This window comes from Mycobacterium sp. NGS18 (assembly GCF_059813185.1).
The window spans coordinates 340,086-354,943 of sequence record NZ_JCALEC010000005.1; the positions used below are offsets into that span (position 1 = coordinate 340,086).

The following is a 14,858-nucleotide window of genomic DNA, read 5'->3' on the forward strand; positions in this document are numbered from 1 at the left end:
CAGGCGCGGATCAACAGATCGATAGTCGCCGCAGATACCAAGGGGCGTGACACTGGATGCCGGGTGTATTTTGTGCCGGTGTCAGCCGGTGGTGGCTTCTCAGGCCCGGGGTCCCCGCTTGCCTGGTTGCTAGCACCGGTGACGGTGCAGACGTTCCTCGATGAACTGTGGGGCGCCGCGCCGCATCACATCGCCCGAGACAGCGCCGACTACTTCGACCTGCTGGCCGGCCCGTCGTCGGCCGAACAGCTCCTGGCCGCGCTGCGCACCGAGCCGTCCGCGGTGCGATTGGTGCGCGGGGCCGATCATCTGCAGCCGCAGCAGTACACCCTCGCCGACGGCACCCTGGACCTGGCCCGGGTTCACGCCGAGATGGCCCGCGGCTACACGGTCATCTGCAACAACATCGAGAAGTACTTGCGCCCGATGTCGACGCTGACCCACGCGGTCGAGGTGGAGCTGAACTTCCCGACGCACGTCAACGCCTACCTCACCCCGCCAGCCTCGACAGGATTCCTGCCGCACTACGACCACCACGACGTGTTGGTGCTGCAGATCCAGGGCAGCAAGAGCTGGTACTTCTACGGCGACGATCCGGTGCCACCGCACCTGATGCAGCAGATGCATGAGGCCGACCCGGCCGGGCTGCCGGAGCCGACCAGCCTGAATTTGGCCGCCGGGGACACCTTGTATCTGCCCCGCGGCCGGGTGCATTCGGCCGAGACGACATCGCAGGCATCGGTGCATCTGACCGTGGGCATTCACGTGCCGACGGTGCTCACCCTGCTCACCCACACCCTGCACATGCTGAGCCTGCGCGACGATGCGGTGCACACCCGTTTGCCGGCAAGGCATTTGGATGATCCGCAGGTGCGCGCGGACCTGGGCGGCTTGATCCGGGACGGGCTGGCCGCCATCGGGGCGCCCGAGGCCCTGGCCGAAGGTCTGGGCGCCATGCAGGACTTCCTGCTGCGGCGCGCCCGCTGCCCGGTCGTCGGACAGGTCTCCGACACCATCGGCCTCGACACCGACACCGTGGTGCACAAGCAGCAGCCGCTGTACTCCCGGGTGATCACCACCGCCGAGGGCGTCGGCCTGCAGTTCGCCCAGCTGATCGTCAGCGCCCGCCCCGACCATGAAGCGGCGCTGCGGTTCGTCTCGGAGCGCACCGAACCGTTTCGGGTCGGCGAACTGCCCGGGCTGACGGCGGCCCAACAGGTGGAGCTGGCGCGGAGCCTGATCATGAGTGGATTCCTGGTGCGGCCGACCACCTGGACCGCCCAAGCCGCACCGGAGATTCCATAAATGCGGCGATTACCGGGTGCAGAATCCGTATTCCCAGCAGACATCCAGTTATTACTCTTGATTTGAGGATAGGATCTAGGCGTTCGCAACGGGGAAAGGTGACCATGACGGCACCAATCTGGATGGCGTCGCCACCGGAGGTGTACTCGGCGCTGCTGAGCAGCGGTCCGGGTGCCGGGCCACTGCTGGCGGCCGCCGGCATGTGGGACGCGTTGAGCACCGAATACACCGCGGTGGCGCAGGAGCTGTCCACGATGCTTGCGGCGGTGCAGGCCGGCTCGTGGCAGGGACCGAGCGCGGAATCCTATGTGGCCGCGAACGTTCCGTACCTGACCTGGCTGGCCAAAGCCGGCGCCGACGCGATGGCATTGGCGGCCCGGCACCAGAGCGCCGCCACGGCCTACACCTCCGCGCTGGCGACGATGCCCACCCTGGCCGAACTGGCCGTCAACCACGCCGTGCACGCGGTGCTGCAGGCTACGAACTTCTTCGGGGTCAACACCATTCCGATCGCGCTCAACGAGGCCGACTACGCCCGGATGTGGGTGCAGGCGGCCAGCACGATGTCGACGTATCAGGCGGTGGCCGGTGCGGCCGTGGCGTCCTCCCCGGCTGCGACAACGGCGCCCACGGTGCTCAACCCCGACACCCCCGTCCATCGCGACCACCAGCACCGGCCGAACCAGCAGCAGACCCAGGACTTCGGCAACATCTACCAGGAGAGCTGGTGGACCACCCGGATCGCCGAGATCAACGAGGCCATTCAGGCCGATCTTTCCAGCAACAATCCGCTGACCAGCCTGATCAGTGACCCGGTGCTGATGACGATCGCCCCGCATTACGCCGGTGAGATCGTCCTGGGGATGGCGCCGACCGTGACGGCGCTGACCGAGACGATGCTCGGCCTGGTCGCACCGGCGTCGCCGCTGGCCGGCCTCGCCGCGGTCGCCGGGCTGGCCGGCATCAACGTTCCGGCCGCACCGGCGCTGCCGGCCCCCAGCCCGTCGGTGCCCGCCGCGTCCGCTGCTGCGCCGACGTCGCTGGCCGCCCCGTCGGCCCCGGCCTCGGCCACTCCCCCGGCGATGGCTCCGCCGACACTGGCCCCGGCCGCCACGGCTGCCGGCGGCGTCCCGGTGATGCCGCCCCCGATCACCGGAGCGGAAGCCGCCGTCTTCCCGTACCTGGTCGGTAGCGGCCCGACCTATGGAGCAGCCATCCCGATGCGCCTCGCCGCACCAGCGGCGGCCCAGCGCTCCCCGGCGCCTGCCGCCGCCGCGGTCACCGCGACCACGGAGCGTCAGGCCCGCCGGCGCCGGCACCGTCAGGGGCTGAGGGACCCCGGCAACCGCTACGAATACCTCGACTCGGCGAGCGGCGCGGGACAACTGGGTTTCACCGGCACCGTGCACCAGGAAACCGGTTCTGCGGTAACGGGTTTGACGACTCTGACAGACAGTGCCCCGATGCTGCCGCACACCTGGGAGAGCCCCGAAGGCTCGGGCTGATCCAGATACCCCGACCGTCTCAGTGGCCCAGCAGCCGCATCTTCTGCTCGTTGTACTCGTCGTTGGTGATCAAACCGCGATCGCGCAGCTCGGCGAATTCGCGGATCTCCGCGGCGATTCCCATCATCGACGGCCCGGGGGTGCCGTCGCCGTCGGCCTCACCGGCCGGCGAATCCGCAGCCGAGCCGGCGGTCCGTTGCGGCGTGGGGACGTTCGCCGGAGCCGGCGCGGCGTCGGCGCGGCCGCGGCTGACCGAGCCGGCCAGCGCGCTGCCGCCCATGCCGGCCAGCGCCATCTGGCTGAACGCGCTTCCGGCGCCGGCGAGCGAGGCCGCCGGTGCGCCGCCGACGCCCGGTCCGGACAGCGGCGTCGTGTAAGACAGCGTGCGGACCTCCGGGGCGTTGGCGGCCCAGTTGATCGGCACCGACAGGTTCCCGGCGCTGATCGCCTCGCCCCTGGCCGCGGACGTCACCGACGACACCGACGACGCCGACGACGCCGACGACGCCGACGAGAGCGCGTCCCCGATGAAGCCACTCGGCCGCGACGGGGTCAACGGCGAGAACAGATCGATGTTGTGCAGGATCTCGTATTCCACCATCTGCAATTGATCCTGCTCGGCGAGGATCTCCCGGGTGCTGGCGTCCGCCGCCGTCCAGGCGCCGGCCGATAGCGCGATGCCGGCCGACGACGCGCCCAGGGAAATCGCCGCGATCAGGTTCAGTCCGATCAGGTCGGGTAACGCCGGGGTCTCCTGGGCCACTCCCGCCGCGGCCGCCGTCCCCGCCTGCAACATGGAGGTGTTCGGTGATCCGAAGATTCCCGAGGCCAACTGGCCCAGGAGCGACTGGATGTTCGACGACGACGCGTCCAGCCCCGCCGTGCCGGTCGCGGCGGTCTGACTGAGCGGCCCGGCCGGATTGCTGGTCTGCGGGGGCTGCTGGAATGGTGCCAGCCCGGTCGCGGTCGCCGACGCCGCGGCGTAGGCGTACATCGCGGCGGCGTCCTGTGCCCACATCTGGGCGTACTCGGCCTCGTTGGCGGCGATCGCCGCGGTGTTGGTGCCCAGCACGTTGGTGGCGACCAACAGCATCAGCTGGGCTCGGTTGGCGGCCACCACCGTGGGTGGCACCGTCGCACTGAACGCCGCCTCGTAAGCCGCGGCCGCCGCGTTGGCCTGCGCCGCGGTCTGGTCGACCTGCGCCGCGGTGGCGGCCATCCAGGTCGCGTACCGCGCAGCGGACTGCGTCAGTGCCACCGACGCCGGCCCCAGCCAGGCTTGGCTTGTCAGCTCGGCGATCACGGTCTCATAGGAGGTGACCGTCGAGTGCAGTTCGGCGGCCAAGGCGCTCCAGGCGGCGGCCGCCGCCCGCATCGGCGTGGAGCCCGGGCCGGAGTAGATCCGCAGCGAATTGACCTCCGGCGGCAGGGCAGCGTAACTCATTCACTGACCCCCTCCCTGGGCACCGCCGACGGAAACCGTCGTGTGTGTATTTCTATCCGAAAATCGCCCCCGTGGCCTACGATTCCGGTTTTGCGGGGCAGGGTCCGGCTCAGCTGCCGAGATGGCGGTCACAGCCGCATGCTGCGATAACATGCGCGCGTGCGGATGCTGATCACTGCGTTGCGCGACCTGCAGTGGCGGCTGCGCCGGTTCATCGTCGCCGCCGTGGGCACCGCGATGGTGTTCGCGCTGACTCTGGTGCTGGCCGGGCTGACCCACGGCTTCCGGGTCGAGGCGGAGCACGTGGTCGATTCGCTGGGCATCGACAGCTATCTGATCCAGACGGCCGCGGTCGGTCCGTTCATGGGCTCGTCGCGGTTCGAGCAGAAGGAGGCGGGCGACGTCGCCGGCATCTCCGGTGTCGAAGCGGCATTGCCGGTGGTTTACGGCAACACCATCCTGCAGGACGGCGAGTCACCGCTGAACGTGAACATCTACGGCGTCCCCAAGGAGGCAATGCCGCCGATCATTTCGGGGCGGGCACCGACCGAGCCCAACGAGGTCGCGATGTCCACGACGCTGAAGCGTGCCATCGGCGACGACGTCGAAATGGGGGCGGACAAGCTACGGATCGTCGGACTGGTGGAGAAGTCGACGACGCTGGCCGGGCAACCCAATGGCTTCCTGACCGTCGCGGGAGCGCAGCGCCTGATGTTCTCCGCGCAGCCGGTGGCCTCGGCGATCGGCTTGCGGGGCACCCCGGCGAAAGTGCCGGAGGGCTACCGGGTGGTGGACCGGGCCGCCGCGGTCGACGACATGGTGCGCCCGCTGGCCGGGGCGCAGATGGCGCTGTCGTACATGTCGGTGCTGCTGTGGGGCGTCGCCGCGCTGATCGTGGGTTCGCTGATCTATCTGTCGGCCCTGGAGCGCACCCGCGACTTCGCGGTGTTCAAGGCGCTGGGAGTGACCACCTGGATGGTGTTGGCCGGGCTGGCGCTGCAGTCGGTGATCGTGACGGTGGCCGCGGCGGTGCTCGGCGGGATCCTGGCGGTGGCGATCGGGCCGGCGTTTCCGATGCTGGTGGCCGTGACGTCGTCGTCGTTCTCGCTGCTGATGCTGACCGCGGTCGGCATCGGCCTGCTGGCCAGCCTGGCGGGCCTGCGCCACGCGGTGGCCGTCGACCCGGTGCTGGCGTTCGGGGGGCCGTAAATGGGTGACCTGCGGATCAGCGATCTGGTCATCGAATACGCGACCGGCGGCGGGGAACCGATTCGCCCCATCAATGGCCTGAGCCTGGAGATTCCGGCGGGATCGCTGGTGGTCGTGCTCGGGCCCAGCGGGTGTGGGAAGACCACGCTGCTGTCGTGCCTGGGCGGCATCCTGAGTCCGACCAGCGGTGAGATCCGGTTCGGCGCCACCGAGGTCACCACGCTGAACCGCCGCGAGATCACCTCCTACCGGCGCCGCACCGTCGGCATCGTCTTCCAGGCGTTCAACCTGGTGCCGAGCCTGACCGCCCTGGAGAACGTGATGGTGCCGCTGTGGGCGGCCGACTGGACGCAGTGGTCTGCCCAGGAACGCGCCCGCGATCTGCTCACCCGGGTCGGCCTGGCCGACCGGATCGACCACCGGCCCGGCCAGCTCAGCGGCGGCCAGCAGCAGCGGGTGGCGGTGGCCCGGGCCCTGGCCCTGGACCCGCCGCTGATCCTGGCCGACGAACCCACCGCGCAGCTGGACTACGTCCGCGCCGACGAAGTCGTGCAGCTGCTGCGGGTGCTCGCCGCCGGTGACCGCGTCGTGGTGGTGGCCACCCACGACACCCGGATCGTGCCGCTGGCCGACATCGTCATCCAGCTCTCACCGACCGCGGCGCCCGCCCCGGCACGCGCCCAGCAGGCACCGGTCCGGCTGGGGCCCGGCGCGGTGCTGCTGGAACAGGGCACCGTGGAGGATCTGATCTACGTCGTCACCGAGGGCGAGGTGGAGATCGCACCGCAGTCGTCCGATGCCGGCGGGGGTCTGCTCAAGATCGGTAAGCCGGACAACTATGCCGGGCAGCTCGGCCCGATGGTTCGTATCCCCCGCTCGGCGACCGTCCGCGCGCCCCGCGAGGCGACGGTGGTGAGCTACACCGTGGAGGCGTTTCGCGAGCAGTTCGGTCACCCGCCGGCTCCGGACGCCCCTGCATCAACGTGACCGTTCCTGCGGCGTGCCTGTCCAATCGTGGTGCGCGGTCACGAGATGATGCCTGTCATGGCTGATCTGACCCGCCGGGCTGCATTGCGCCTCGGGGTCGGTGCCGCGGGCCTGTTCGGCTCGGGCACGTGGGTCTCGGGTCAGGCGCGGGCCACCGGGAATGCCTATCCCACCCGGGAGTCCGGGTCGTTCGTGTCCGCGGCCCGCGGCGGGGTGGAGACCAACTGGATCATCGCCCGGCCGCCGGGGCAGACCGCGCCGCTGCGGCCGGTGATCGCGCTGCACTGCAAGGACGGCGACGCCGCCTGGGTGATGGATCTCGGGGTCGAGGAGGAGCTGGCGAAGCTGACCGCCTCGGGCCGGCCCCCGTTCGCGGTGGTGGCCGTCGACGGCGGCAACTCCTACTGGCGACCGCACAGCAACGGCCAGGATTCCGGGGCGATGGTGCTCAATGAGCTGGTCCCGATGCTGGCCGACAAGGGCATCGACACCTCGCGGATCGGGTTCATGGGCTGGTCGATGGGCGGCTACGGCGCAATGCTGCTGGGCACCCGGCTGGGCCCGGCCCGCACCGCCGGGGTCTGCGCGATCAGCCCGGCGATCTACATGACCTACTTCGGCGCGCCCGCCGGGGCGTTCGACAGCGTCGACGACTGGCGGACGAACTCGGTTTTCAGCCTGGCGCCGCGACTGGCCCCGATCCCGCTGCGGGTCGACTGCGGCACGTCGGACAGCTTCTACTACGCGACCAACCACTTCGTCGGCCAGCTGAATCCGCGGCCGGCCGGCGGGTTCACGCAGGGCGGCCACGACGTGACCTACTGGCGGGGACAGCTGCCGGCCGAATTGGCCTGGCTGGGTTCCTGATTTACCTAGGGCTGGTTCATCGGGTTCGCCGGGTTGTCCGGGTTCAGCGGGCTGCTGATATTGGCCGGGTTGTCGATGTTCATCGGGCTGTCGATGTTGGCCGGGTTGTCCGGGTTCAGCGGGCTGCTGATGTTGGCCGGGTTGGTCAGGCTGTCGGGTCCGTACGGGCCGGCGTTGCAGGCCGCGCTGGCGTTGGCGATGCAGTCGCTGGGGCTGAACGGGTCGGGGTTGGCCGGGTCGGCTCCGGCCGGTCCGGCCAGTGCCAGGGCACATGCGGCGGCAGCAACAGCCACTGAAGACGTAGCAACGATTCTCACCTAATCACTCCTTCGCTCGGCCGAGAACGCCCGCAGTCGCAGGCTGTTCGTCACCACCAGAACCGAAGAAGCGGCCATCGCCGCGCCAGCAATCATCGGGTTGAGCAGTCCCGCCGCCGCCAGCGGAATCGCGGCGACGTTGTAACCGAACGCCCAGATGAGGTTCTGCCGGATGATCCGGAGCGTACGCCCCGAGAGCCGCAGCGCGGCCGGAACCGTCAAAAGGTCACCGCGCACCAGCGTCAGGTCGCCGGCCTCGATGGCGGCGTCGGTGCCGGTGCCCATTGCCATGCCGATGTCGGCGGTGGCCAGCGCCACCGAGTCGTTGACGCCGTCGCCGACCATCGCCACCCGCCGGCCGGCGGCCTGCAGGGTCTTGACGGCGTCGGCCTTGTCCGCGGGCAGCACGCCGGCGATGACGTTGGCAGGGTCGATTCCCACCTCGCCGGCCACCTTGCGCGCCACCGCCGCGCCGTCGCCGGTGAGCAGCACCGGGGTGATGCCCATGGACTTGAGTTCGGCCACCGCCGCCGCGCTGCTGGGCCGCACCGTGTCGGTCAGCGTGATCGTTCCGCGTTCCCGGCCGTCCCAGGACACCTCGACGGCGGTCCCGGTCTGGTGCGCGGCGGCCGAGCGGGCGATCTCGACCCGCACCCCGTCGACCAGCCCGGTCACTCCGTGGCCGGGCCGGCTGGCGAACTCGGTCACCGGTCCGATCATCAGCCCGGCCGCTTTGGCCCCGGCGACGATGGCCGCGGCGATCGGGTGCTCGGACGCCGATTCAACGGCCGCGGCGCGGGCCAGCACGGTGTCGGGATCCTCGCCGCGGCTGACCGCAAGGCCGGCGACGGCCATCACACCGGTGGTGACGGTTCCGGTCTTGTCCAGCACGACGGTGTCGATGTCCTTGACGGCCTCCAGCACCTGCGGGTTCTTGATCAGGATGCCCAGCTGCGCACCGCGGCCGGTACCGACCAGGATGGCGGTCGGCGTGGCCAGCCCCAGCGCGCACGGACACGCGATGATCAGCACCGCGACCGCCGCGGTGAACGCCGCCGCCGCGGATTGTCCGGCCAGCAGCCAGCCGGCCAGGGTGAGCGCCGCGATCACCAGCACCGCGGGCACGAACACCGCCGACACCCGGTCGGCCAGCCGCTGGATCGACGCCTTGCCGGCCTGGGCGTCGGTGACCAGCTTGGCCATCCGGGCCAGCTGGGTGTCGGCGCCCACCTTGGTGGCGCGCACCAGCACCAGCCCGGTGGTGTTGAGCACTCCGCCCAGCACCGCATCGCCGTCGGTGGCGTCGACCGGCAGCGACTCGCCGGTCATCGCGGAGGTGTCCAGTGCCGTGGCGCCGTCGATGACGACGCCGTCGGTGGCGACGCGCTCACCCGGCCGGACCACGACGACGTCGCCCACCCGCAGCTCGGCGATCGGCACCCGGGTCTCCTTGAGGCCGTCGTCGCCGCGGCGCATGACCGCGGCGTCCTTGGCGCCCAGTTCCAGTAGCTCGCGCAGCGCGGCACCCGCCGAGCGTTTGGCGTGCGCCTCGGCGTAGCGGCCGGTCAGCAGGAAGACGGTGACCACCGCCGCCACCTCGAAATACAGGTGGCCCGAGCCGGTGAGGACGGCGACCACCGACCACAGGTAGGCCGCCAGGGTGCCCAGTGACACCAGGGTGTCCATCGTGGCGGCACCGTGGACGGCGGTGCGCAGCGCGGCCCGGTGGAACGGGAAGCCGCCCCACGCCACGATCGGCGTGGTCAAGACCAGCGCCACCCAGTCCCAGCCGCTGAACTGCCAGGCCGGCACCATCGACAGCGCCACCACCGGCAGCGCCAGCAGCGCCGAACCGATCAGCCGGGGGCGTAGTTGTCCGGCGGGCACGTCGGCATGTTCGGCCGGGTGCTCGTGGGCGGCGCCGATCACCGCGGCCTGGTAGCCGGCGGACTCCACCGCGAGCACCAGGTCTTCGACCGACACGCTCGGGTCGTGTTCGACGTGGGCGCGTTCGACCGCCAGGTTCACCGTGGCCTGGACCCCGTCGAGCGCGTTCAGGCCGCGCTCCACTCGCCCCGCACAGGAGGCACAGGTCATTCCGCGCAGTTCGAGGTCGGTGGTGATCACCCCGCCGATGATACCCCCGCGGGGTATACCGGTGCCGGTCGGCGACGAGCCCTGCGCAGCCGGGCGGTACCGACGACCGCCAGCACGCCGGCGGCGGTCGCCAACAGCAGCACCAGCAGCACCATCCGGGGGTGGTAGGCCACCGAGAGGGTGGCCGGTTCACCGTCGATCACCGGCGCCACCAGCACCAGGTAGCGAACGTTCAGCCAGCTCGCCGCGCAGCCCGCCGCCGCGGCCCCGGCCAGGACCAACTCGACGATCCCCCGCACGATCGGGGCTCTCACCATGACGTTTCTTCGGTATCGTCGTCGAGCTCCGCCGGCGCGGTGAGGTCGCCGGGCGGGACCGCTTGGGGCACCAGGTCGCTCAGCAGCGCCCGCAACGTGCGGTGATCACGCGCCCAGGCCTGCACCGTACGCCGCCCGGTCAGCCGCAGCCCGATGCCCACCCGGCGGCGCGGCACCCCGCTCAGTTCGCCCAGCGCCCGGGCTTCCTGCCATTTCTCCGGCTGCTGCTTGCCCCAGCCGGTGGGCCGCTTGGCCTCGGGGTAGATCATCACGATGTCGGCGATCCGCAGCGTTTCGGTGCCCTGCCGCAGCGTGGTTGCGGACAGCTCCACCGAGGTGTGGATGCGCGCCGCCTTCACCTGGATGGCCAGCATGGCCGAGACCAGCGCCGCCAGCAGCGCGGGCAACAACGGCTGCACCCCGTAGCCGCCGGAGTTCTGGATCGCCACCAACAGGCTCGCCGCGACCGGCCCGAACAGCACCCACCACCAGCTGGCACCGCTTTCGAAGAACAGCGGTGCGGGGGGCGCGGTCGGCTCGGGGTCAGACATGTCGGGTCAGCCTAACGCGGCGCCGCTACCCGAAAAACCGTGGATCTTTCACCTGAGCTCTCAGGCCGTCGCCCAGGCCAGCAGCTCCTCGACCGGCCAGGTGTTGACGATCCGCTCGGTCGCAATCCCGGCGTCAAGCGCGCGCTGGGCGCCGAAGCCGAGGAAGTCGAGCTGCCCGGGAGCGTGTGCGTCGGTGTCGATGCTGAACAGACACCCCGACTCGTGTGCGAGATGCAGCAGTCGGGTCGGTGGGTCGCGTCGTTCCGGGCGGCAGTTGATCTCCACCGCGGTGTTTTGCTCGCGGCAGGCGGTGAACACCGCCTCAGCGTCGAACTGCGACTCCGGCCGCCGGCCGCGCCCACCGGTCACCAGCCGCCCGGTGCAGTGCCCGAGCACATTGACCCGCGGATCGGAGACCGCGCGCACCATCCGCCGCGTCATCGCGCCCGACTCCATCGCCAGCTTGGAGTGCACGCTAGCGACCACGATGTCGAGTCGCTCCAGTAACTCCGGTTCCTGATCCAGGCTGCCGTCGTCGAGGATGTCGACCTCGATCCCGGTCAGGATCCGCAGCGACGCAAACTGCTCCCGCAGCCCGTCGATCACCTCGAGTTGGTGGCGTAGCCGCTGCGGCGAGAGCCCGTTGGCGATGGTCAGCCGCGGGGAATGATCGGTCAGCGCGCAGTAGTCATGCCCCAGGGCCACCGCGGTGGTCATCATCTCCTCGATCGGCGCTGAGCCATCCGACCAGTCCGAATGCAGATGCAGGTCCCCGCGCAACGCCGCGCGCAACACCCCACCGCCCAGATCCGCCGCCTCGTCGCGCAGCCGCACCAGGGTGTCGGGCTCAGCACCGGCCCAGGCCTGCGCGATCACCGCGGCGGTCTTCGGTCCGATGCCCGGCAGGGACCGCCAGCTCTCGGCCACGCCATGGCGGCGCCGCTCCTCGTCGCCTAGGGCCTCGATGACGTCGGCGGCGCGGCGGTAGGCCATCACCCGACGCGGGTCCTCGCGGGCCCGGTCCTTGTAGAACGCGATCTGGCGCAGTGCCTCCACCGGATCCATGACCCCAGTCTGCCGTGACCGCGCCCCCGCACGAGGGCAAGCGGTTCCTGTTCACGGCTAGCGGGTGAAGTACTCCTGGGCGTCGGCGCGGTGCAGCAGGAAGGTTCCGGCGGCGATGAGCACCGATCCGACGATGCCGGTGACGGCGAGGGTGACCGCGACCGCCGGCCGGGCATCGGCGTGCGACAGTCCGTTCACCGCGTACACCACCGAGCCGATCCCCCCGCCGGTCAACAAGGTGCGGGCCCAGCGGTACCCGGAGCGCATCAGCATCAGGAAGGTCGCCACCACCACGACCAGCACCAGTGCGGTCAGCCCGACGATCGGATAGGTCACCGGCAGGTCGGCGATCTCCGGCGCGGCCAGCAGACTCACCACATACCCGGTCGTCATCAGCGGCAAGGCGGCCAGCCACAGCCAGAACCCGGTGTCGACGTCGGTGGGCCGGGTCGCCGCCGGTGGCTGCGACCCGACATCCGGGCCCGTCACTGCAACCAGCCGGCCGCTTCGGCCGCCCAGTAGCTCAGCACGATGTCGGCCCCGGCGCGCCGAATGCCGACCAGCGACTCAAGTGCCGCCGCTCGTCCGTCGATCCAGCCGTTGGCGGCCGCCGCCGCGATCATCGCGTACTCGCCGGAGACCTGGTAGGCGGCGACCGGAACGGGTGAGATCGCGGCCGCGGCCGCGATCACGTCCAGGTATCCCATGGCGGGCTTGACCATCACGATGTCGGCGCCCTCGGCGAGATCCAGGGTGACCTCACGCAGTGCCTCGCGGGCGTTGCCGGGCTCCTGCTGATAGGTGCGGCGGTCCCCCTCCAGGCTGGAGGCGACGGCGTCGCGGAAGGGGCCGTAGAACGCCGACGCGAACTTCGCCGCATACGCCAGGATCACCGTGTCGCTGTGCCCGGCGGCGTCCAGCCCGTCGCGAATGGTGGCGACCTGGCCGTCCATCATGCCGCTGGGGCTCACCACGTGAGCACCGGAATCCGCTTGCGCCACAGCAAGTTCCACGTAGCGCTTCAGGGTGGTGTCGTTATCGACCCGGCCCCGGTCATCGAGTACTCCGCAATGGCCGTGGTCGGTGAATTCGTCCAGGCAGGTGTCGGCCATCAGCACGGTGGCCTCACCGAGTTCGGCGGCCAGATCGCGCAGCGCGGTGTTGAGGATCCCGTCGGGGTCGGTGCCCGCCGAGCCTGCGCTGTCCTTGTCCGCCTCCGCCGGAACGCCGAACAGCATCAGCCCGCCCACCCCGGCGGCCACCGCGTCAGCCGCCGCGGCGCGCAGCGAATCGCGGGTGTGCTGGTAGACACCGGGCATAGAAGGGATGGGCCTGGGCTCGTCGATGCCGTCGGCGACGAACATCGGCAGCACCAAATGCCGCGGCTCCAGCGAGGTTTGGGCCACCAGGCGGCGCATCGGCGGCGTGGACCGCAGCCGACGCGGACGCTGCCGCGGAAAAGCCATGCGGCTAGCGCCTCCGGCTCTTCTTCCGCGGCGGCGGCAAGGCGCCCTCGGCGCGCAACCGGGCGGCGTGCTCGGCCAGCGCGTCGACCAGTGGACCTACCGCAGCCGTCTCGGGCTGCACGTCGACCCGCAGCCCGAATTCGGCTGCCGTCTCGGCGGTCTTGGGGCCGATGCAGGCCACGATGGTCCTCGCGTGCGGCTTGCCGGCGATGCCGACCAGGTTGCGCACCGTGGAGCTCGAGGTGAAGCACACCGCGTCGAACCCGCCGGTCTTGATCATCTCCCGGATGGTCGCCGGCGGCGGGGCGGCCCGCACCGTGCGGTAGGCGGTGACGTCCTCGATCTCCCAGCCCCGCTCGCGCAGCCCCTCGGCCAGCGTCTCGGTGGCGATGTCGGCGCGCGGCAGCAACACCCGGTTGACCGGGTCGAAAACGTCGTCGTAGGGCGGGAATTCATCCAGCAGGCCCAGCGAGGACTGCTCGCCGGCCGGCACCAGCTCAGGACTGATCCCGAACGCCCGGACCCGCTCGGCGGTGGCTTCGCCGACGCAGGCGATCTTGACACCGGAGAACGCGCGAGCGTCCAGACCGAACTCGCCGAACTTCTCCCATACCGCGCGCACCGCGTTGGTCGAGGTGAACACCACCCACTGGTAGCGGCCGTCCACCAAACCCTTGACGGCCCTTTCCATCTGGGCCGGGCTGCGCGGCGGCTCCACCGCGATGGTGGGCACCTCGACCGGCAGGGCGCCGTGGGAGACCAGCCGATCGCTCATCTCGCCGGCCTGGTCCTTGGTGCGCGGCACCAGCACCGTCCAGCCGTACAGGGCGCGGCTCTCCCACCAGTTCAGCTTGGACCGGTTGTTGACCGTCTTGCCGATGGTCACCACCAGCGTGCCGGCGGTGGTCTCCTGACCGTTGGGCAGCACGACCGGGTCGATCCCGGCCAGCGCCGCCGGTTCGGTCAGCCCGGCCAGGGTGGACTCGACCGAACGCTGCGCGCACGTGGTGCCCGACGTGGTGACCACGCACGGCGTGGCGTCGGCGAGGCCGTACTCGATCAGGGTGCGGGCCGCCTCGGGCAGATGCGAGGTGGTGGCCTGCAGGATCAGCGGGCCCGGGGCGGCGGCCAGCGCCGCCCAATCCACCTGCGGGTCGCGGACATCGGCCACGGTGTGCGACGAACCCAGCGGCAGGCCGGCGTAGGTCGGCACCGCGCTGGTGGCCGGCAGGCCCGGCACGATCTCGAACGCCACGTTGGTGCGCGCCACCGCGTTGACCTCGGTGATGACCGCGTCGACCGACAGCGGGTCGCCGGCCACCAGGCGCACCACGTCGGCGCCCGAACGTGCCTCGGCGGTCAGGATCTTGGCCACCTCGGCCGGCTCGCCCAGCGCCGGGCGGATATCGGGCCCGCCCGGAACGCTCGCGGCGGCGGCCTTGTCCGAGTCGGCGTCAGAGCCGTCGGTGCCGTCGGCGTCGGCGTCGTCGGTCTTGTCCGCCTTGGGGTCCGGCAGAACCGGCCCGGCGATCGGCGGCAGGTCGGTACCGACCAGCCCGAGCACCGCCTCGGGCACGTCGGGGTCGACGAACACCAGCGCGGCGTTCGTCAGCGCCGCGCGCGCCCGCGTCGTCAGCAGGCCCGGGTCACCCGGGCCCGAGCCGACGAACACGATGCGGCCCGGCTTGGGCTTCTGCCCTCGCACGCTCAGATGGCGAGCCATTTTTT

At 70.8% G+C, this 14,858-nt stretch carries 14 protein-coding genes; 5 read left to right on the forward strand and 9 right to left on the reverse strand.

The features are described from left to right. The first annotated feature begins 63 nt into the window (after positions 1 to 63). Both AC5Y31_RS12900 and AC5Y31_RS12905 read left to right on the forward strand, forming a co-directional pair. Complete coding sequence (locus tag AC5Y31_RS12900) at positions 64 to 1,305, forward strand: JmjC domain-containing protein (RefSeq protein ID WP_499980756.1); 1,242 nt, start codon at positions 64 to 66, stop codon at positions 1,303 to 1,305. Between the two features lie 104 nt (positions 1,306 to 1,409). Continuing rightward, positions 1,410 to 2,810 carry a PPE domain-containing protein gene (locus AC5Y31_RS12905; RefSeq protein WP_499980757.1) on the forward strand — a complete coding sequence of 467 codons (1,401 nt, stop codon included), beginning with the start codon at positions 1,410 to 1,412 and terminating at the stop codon, positions 2,808 to 2,810. A gap of 19 nt (positions 2,811 to 2,829) precedes the next feature. On the opposite strand, the gene AC5Y31_RS12910 is transcribed toward AC5Y31_RS12905, so the two are convergent. After that, positions 2,830 to 4,254 carry a PPE family protein, SVP subgroup gene (locus AC5Y31_RS12910; RefSeq protein ID WP_499980759.1) on the reverse strand — a complete coding sequence of 475 codons (1,425 nt, stop codon included), beginning with the start codon at positions 4,252 to 4,254 and terminating at the stop codon, positions 2,830 to 2,832. A gap of 165 nt (positions 4,255 to 4,419) precedes the next feature. Here AC5Y31_RS12910 and AC5Y31_RS12915 point away from each other — a divergent pair, with 165 nt between their 5' ends. From AC5Y31_RS12915 to AC5Y31_RS12925, 3 genes are read left to right on the forward strand one after another with little or no spacing between them, the layout of a single operon-like run. Beyond that, positions 4,420 to 5,463: an ABC transporter permease gene (locus AC5Y31_RS12915; protein WP_499980804.1), complete on the forward strand. Its 1,044-nt coding sequence runs from the start codon at positions 4,420 to 4,422 to the stop codon at positions 5,461 to 5,463. After that, a complete protein-coding gene (locus tag AC5Y31_RS12920) occupies positions 5,464 to 6,450 on the forward strand; it encodes an ABC transporter ATP-binding protein (protein WP_065026025.1) in 987 nt (328 codons plus the stop codon). A 48-nt stretch (positions 6,451 to 6,498) separates the two neighbouring features. Further along, on the forward strand, positions 6,499 to 7,317 hold the full coding sequence (locus AC5Y31_RS12925; RefSeq protein WP_499980805.1) for an alpha/beta hydrolase: 819 nt from the start codon (positions 6,499 to 6,501) through the stop codon (positions 7,315 to 7,317). A gap of 5 nt (positions 7,318 to 7,322) precedes the next feature. Here the strand turns inward: AC5Y31_RS12925 and AC5Y31_RS12930 are convergent, their stop codons facing one another. The 8 genes from AC5Y31_RS12930 to AC5Y31_RS12965 are packed head-to-tail and all read right to left on the reverse strand — an operon-like array spanning position 7,323 to position 14,853. Beyond that, positions 7,323 to 7,610, reverse strand: a complete 288-nt coding sequence (locus tag AC5Y31_RS12930) for a hypothetical protein (protein ID WP_499980807.1) — start codon at positions 7,608 to 7,610, stop codon at positions 7,323 to 7,325. Between the two features lie 24 nt (positions 7,611 to 7,634). Further along, positions 7,635 to 9,731 carry a heavy metal translocating P-type ATPase gene (locus AC5Y31_RS12935; RefSeq protein WP_499980808.1) on the reverse strand — a complete coding sequence of 699 codons (2,097 nt, stop codon included), beginning with the start codon at positions 9,729 to 9,731 and terminating at the stop codon, positions 7,635 to 7,637. A gap of 26 nt (positions 9,732 to 9,757) precedes the next feature. Then, on the reverse strand, positions 9,758 to 10,048 hold the full coding sequence (locus AC5Y31_RS12940; RefSeq protein ID WP_499980760.1) for a hypothetical protein: 291 nt from the start codon (positions 10,046 to 10,048) through the stop codon (positions 9,758 to 9,760). Then, on the reverse strand, positions 10,042 to 10,599 hold the full coding sequence (gene mce1N / locus AC5Y31_RS12945; RefSeq protein WP_499980762.1) for a transport-regulating membrane protein Mce1N: 558 nt from the start codon (positions 10,597 to 10,599) through the stop codon (positions 10,042 to 10,044). Before mce1N ends, AC5Y31_RS12940 begins: the two co-directional genes overlap by 7 nt. Before the next feature lie 60 nt (positions 10,600 to 10,659). After that, positions 10,660 to 11,664, reverse strand: a complete 1,005-nt coding sequence (locus AC5Y31_RS12950) for a PHP domain-containing protein (protein ID WP_499980763.1) — start codon at positions 11,662 to 11,664, stop codon at positions 10,660 to 10,662. 57 nt (positions 11,665 to 11,721) lie between these two features. Then, positions 11,722 to 12,153 carry a hypothetical protein gene (locus tag AC5Y31_RS12955; protein WP_065026020.1) on the reverse strand — a complete coding sequence of 144 codons (432 nt, stop codon included), beginning with the start codon at positions 12,151 to 12,153 and terminating at the stop codon, positions 11,722 to 11,724. Beyond that, complete coding sequence (hemB, locus tag AC5Y31_RS12960) at positions 12,150 to 13,130, reverse strand: porphobilinogen synthase (RefSeq protein WP_499980764.1); 981 nt, start codon at positions 13,128 to 13,130, stop codon at positions 12,150 to 12,152. Before hemB ends, AC5Y31_RS12955 begins: the two co-directional genes overlap by 4 nt. Positions 13,131 to 13,134: 4 nt before the next feature. Next, positions 13,135 to 14,853 (reverse strand): bifunctional uroporphyrinogen-III C-methyltransferase/uroporphyrinogen-III synthase, encoded by a 1,719-nt coding sequence (locus AC5Y31_RS12965; protein WP_499980766.1) that lies wholly within the window; start codon positions 14,851 to 14,853, stop codon positions 13,135 to 13,137. Between the last annotated feature and the right edge of the window lie 5 nt (positions 14,854 to 14,858).

What these genes read in the sequence shown, in the direction of transcription:
- AC5Y31_RS12905 (WP_499980757.1), top strand. Translation starts at nt 1,410, where the DNA reads ATGACGGCACCAATCTGGATGGCGTCGCCACCGGAGGTGTACTCGGCG.
- AC5Y31_RS12910 (WP_499980759.1), bottom strand. Translation starts at nt 4,254, where the DNA reads ATGAGTTACGCTGCCCTGCCGCCGGAGGTCAATTCGCTGCGGATCTAC.
- AC5Y31_RS12915 (WP_499980804.1), top strand. Translation starts at nt 4,420, where the DNA reads ATGCTGATCACTGCGTTGCGCGACCTGCAGTGGCGGCTGCGCCGGTTC.
- AC5Y31_RS12920 (WP_065026025.1), top strand. Translation starts at nt 5,464, where the DNA reads ATGGGTGACCTGCGGATCAGCGATCTGGTCATCGAATACGCGACCGGC.
- AC5Y31_RS12925 (WP_499980805.1), top strand. Translation starts at nt 6,499, where the DNA reads ATGCCTGTCATGGCTGATCTGACCCGCCGGGCTGCATTGCGCCTCGGG.
- AC5Y31_RS12935 (WP_499980808.1), bottom strand. Translation starts at nt 9,731, where the DNA reads ATGACCTGTGCCTCCTGTGCGGGGCGAGTGGAGCGCGGCCTGAACGCG.
- AC5Y31_RS12940 (WP_499980760.1), bottom strand. Translation starts at nt 10,048, where the DNA reads ATGGTGAGAGCCCCGATCGTGCGGGGGATCGTCGAGTTGGTCCTGGCC.
- mce1N (WP_499980762.1), bottom strand. Translation starts at nt 10,599, where the DNA reads ATGTCTGACCCCGAGCCGACCGCGCCCCCCGCACCGCTGTTCTTCGAA.
- AC5Y31_RS12950 (WP_499980763.1), bottom strand. Translation starts at nt 11,664, where the DNA reads ATGGATCCGGTGGAGGCACTGCGCCAGATCGCGTTCTACAAGGACCGG.
- hemB (WP_499980764.1), bottom strand. Translation starts at nt 13,130, where the DNA reads ATGGCTTTTCCGCGGCAGCGTCCGCGTCGGCTGCGGTCCACGCCGCCG.
- AC5Y31_RS12965 (WP_499980766.1), bottom strand. Translation starts at nt 14,853, where the DNA reads ATGGCTCGCCATCTGAGCGTGCGAGGGCAGAAGCCCAAGCCGGGCCGC.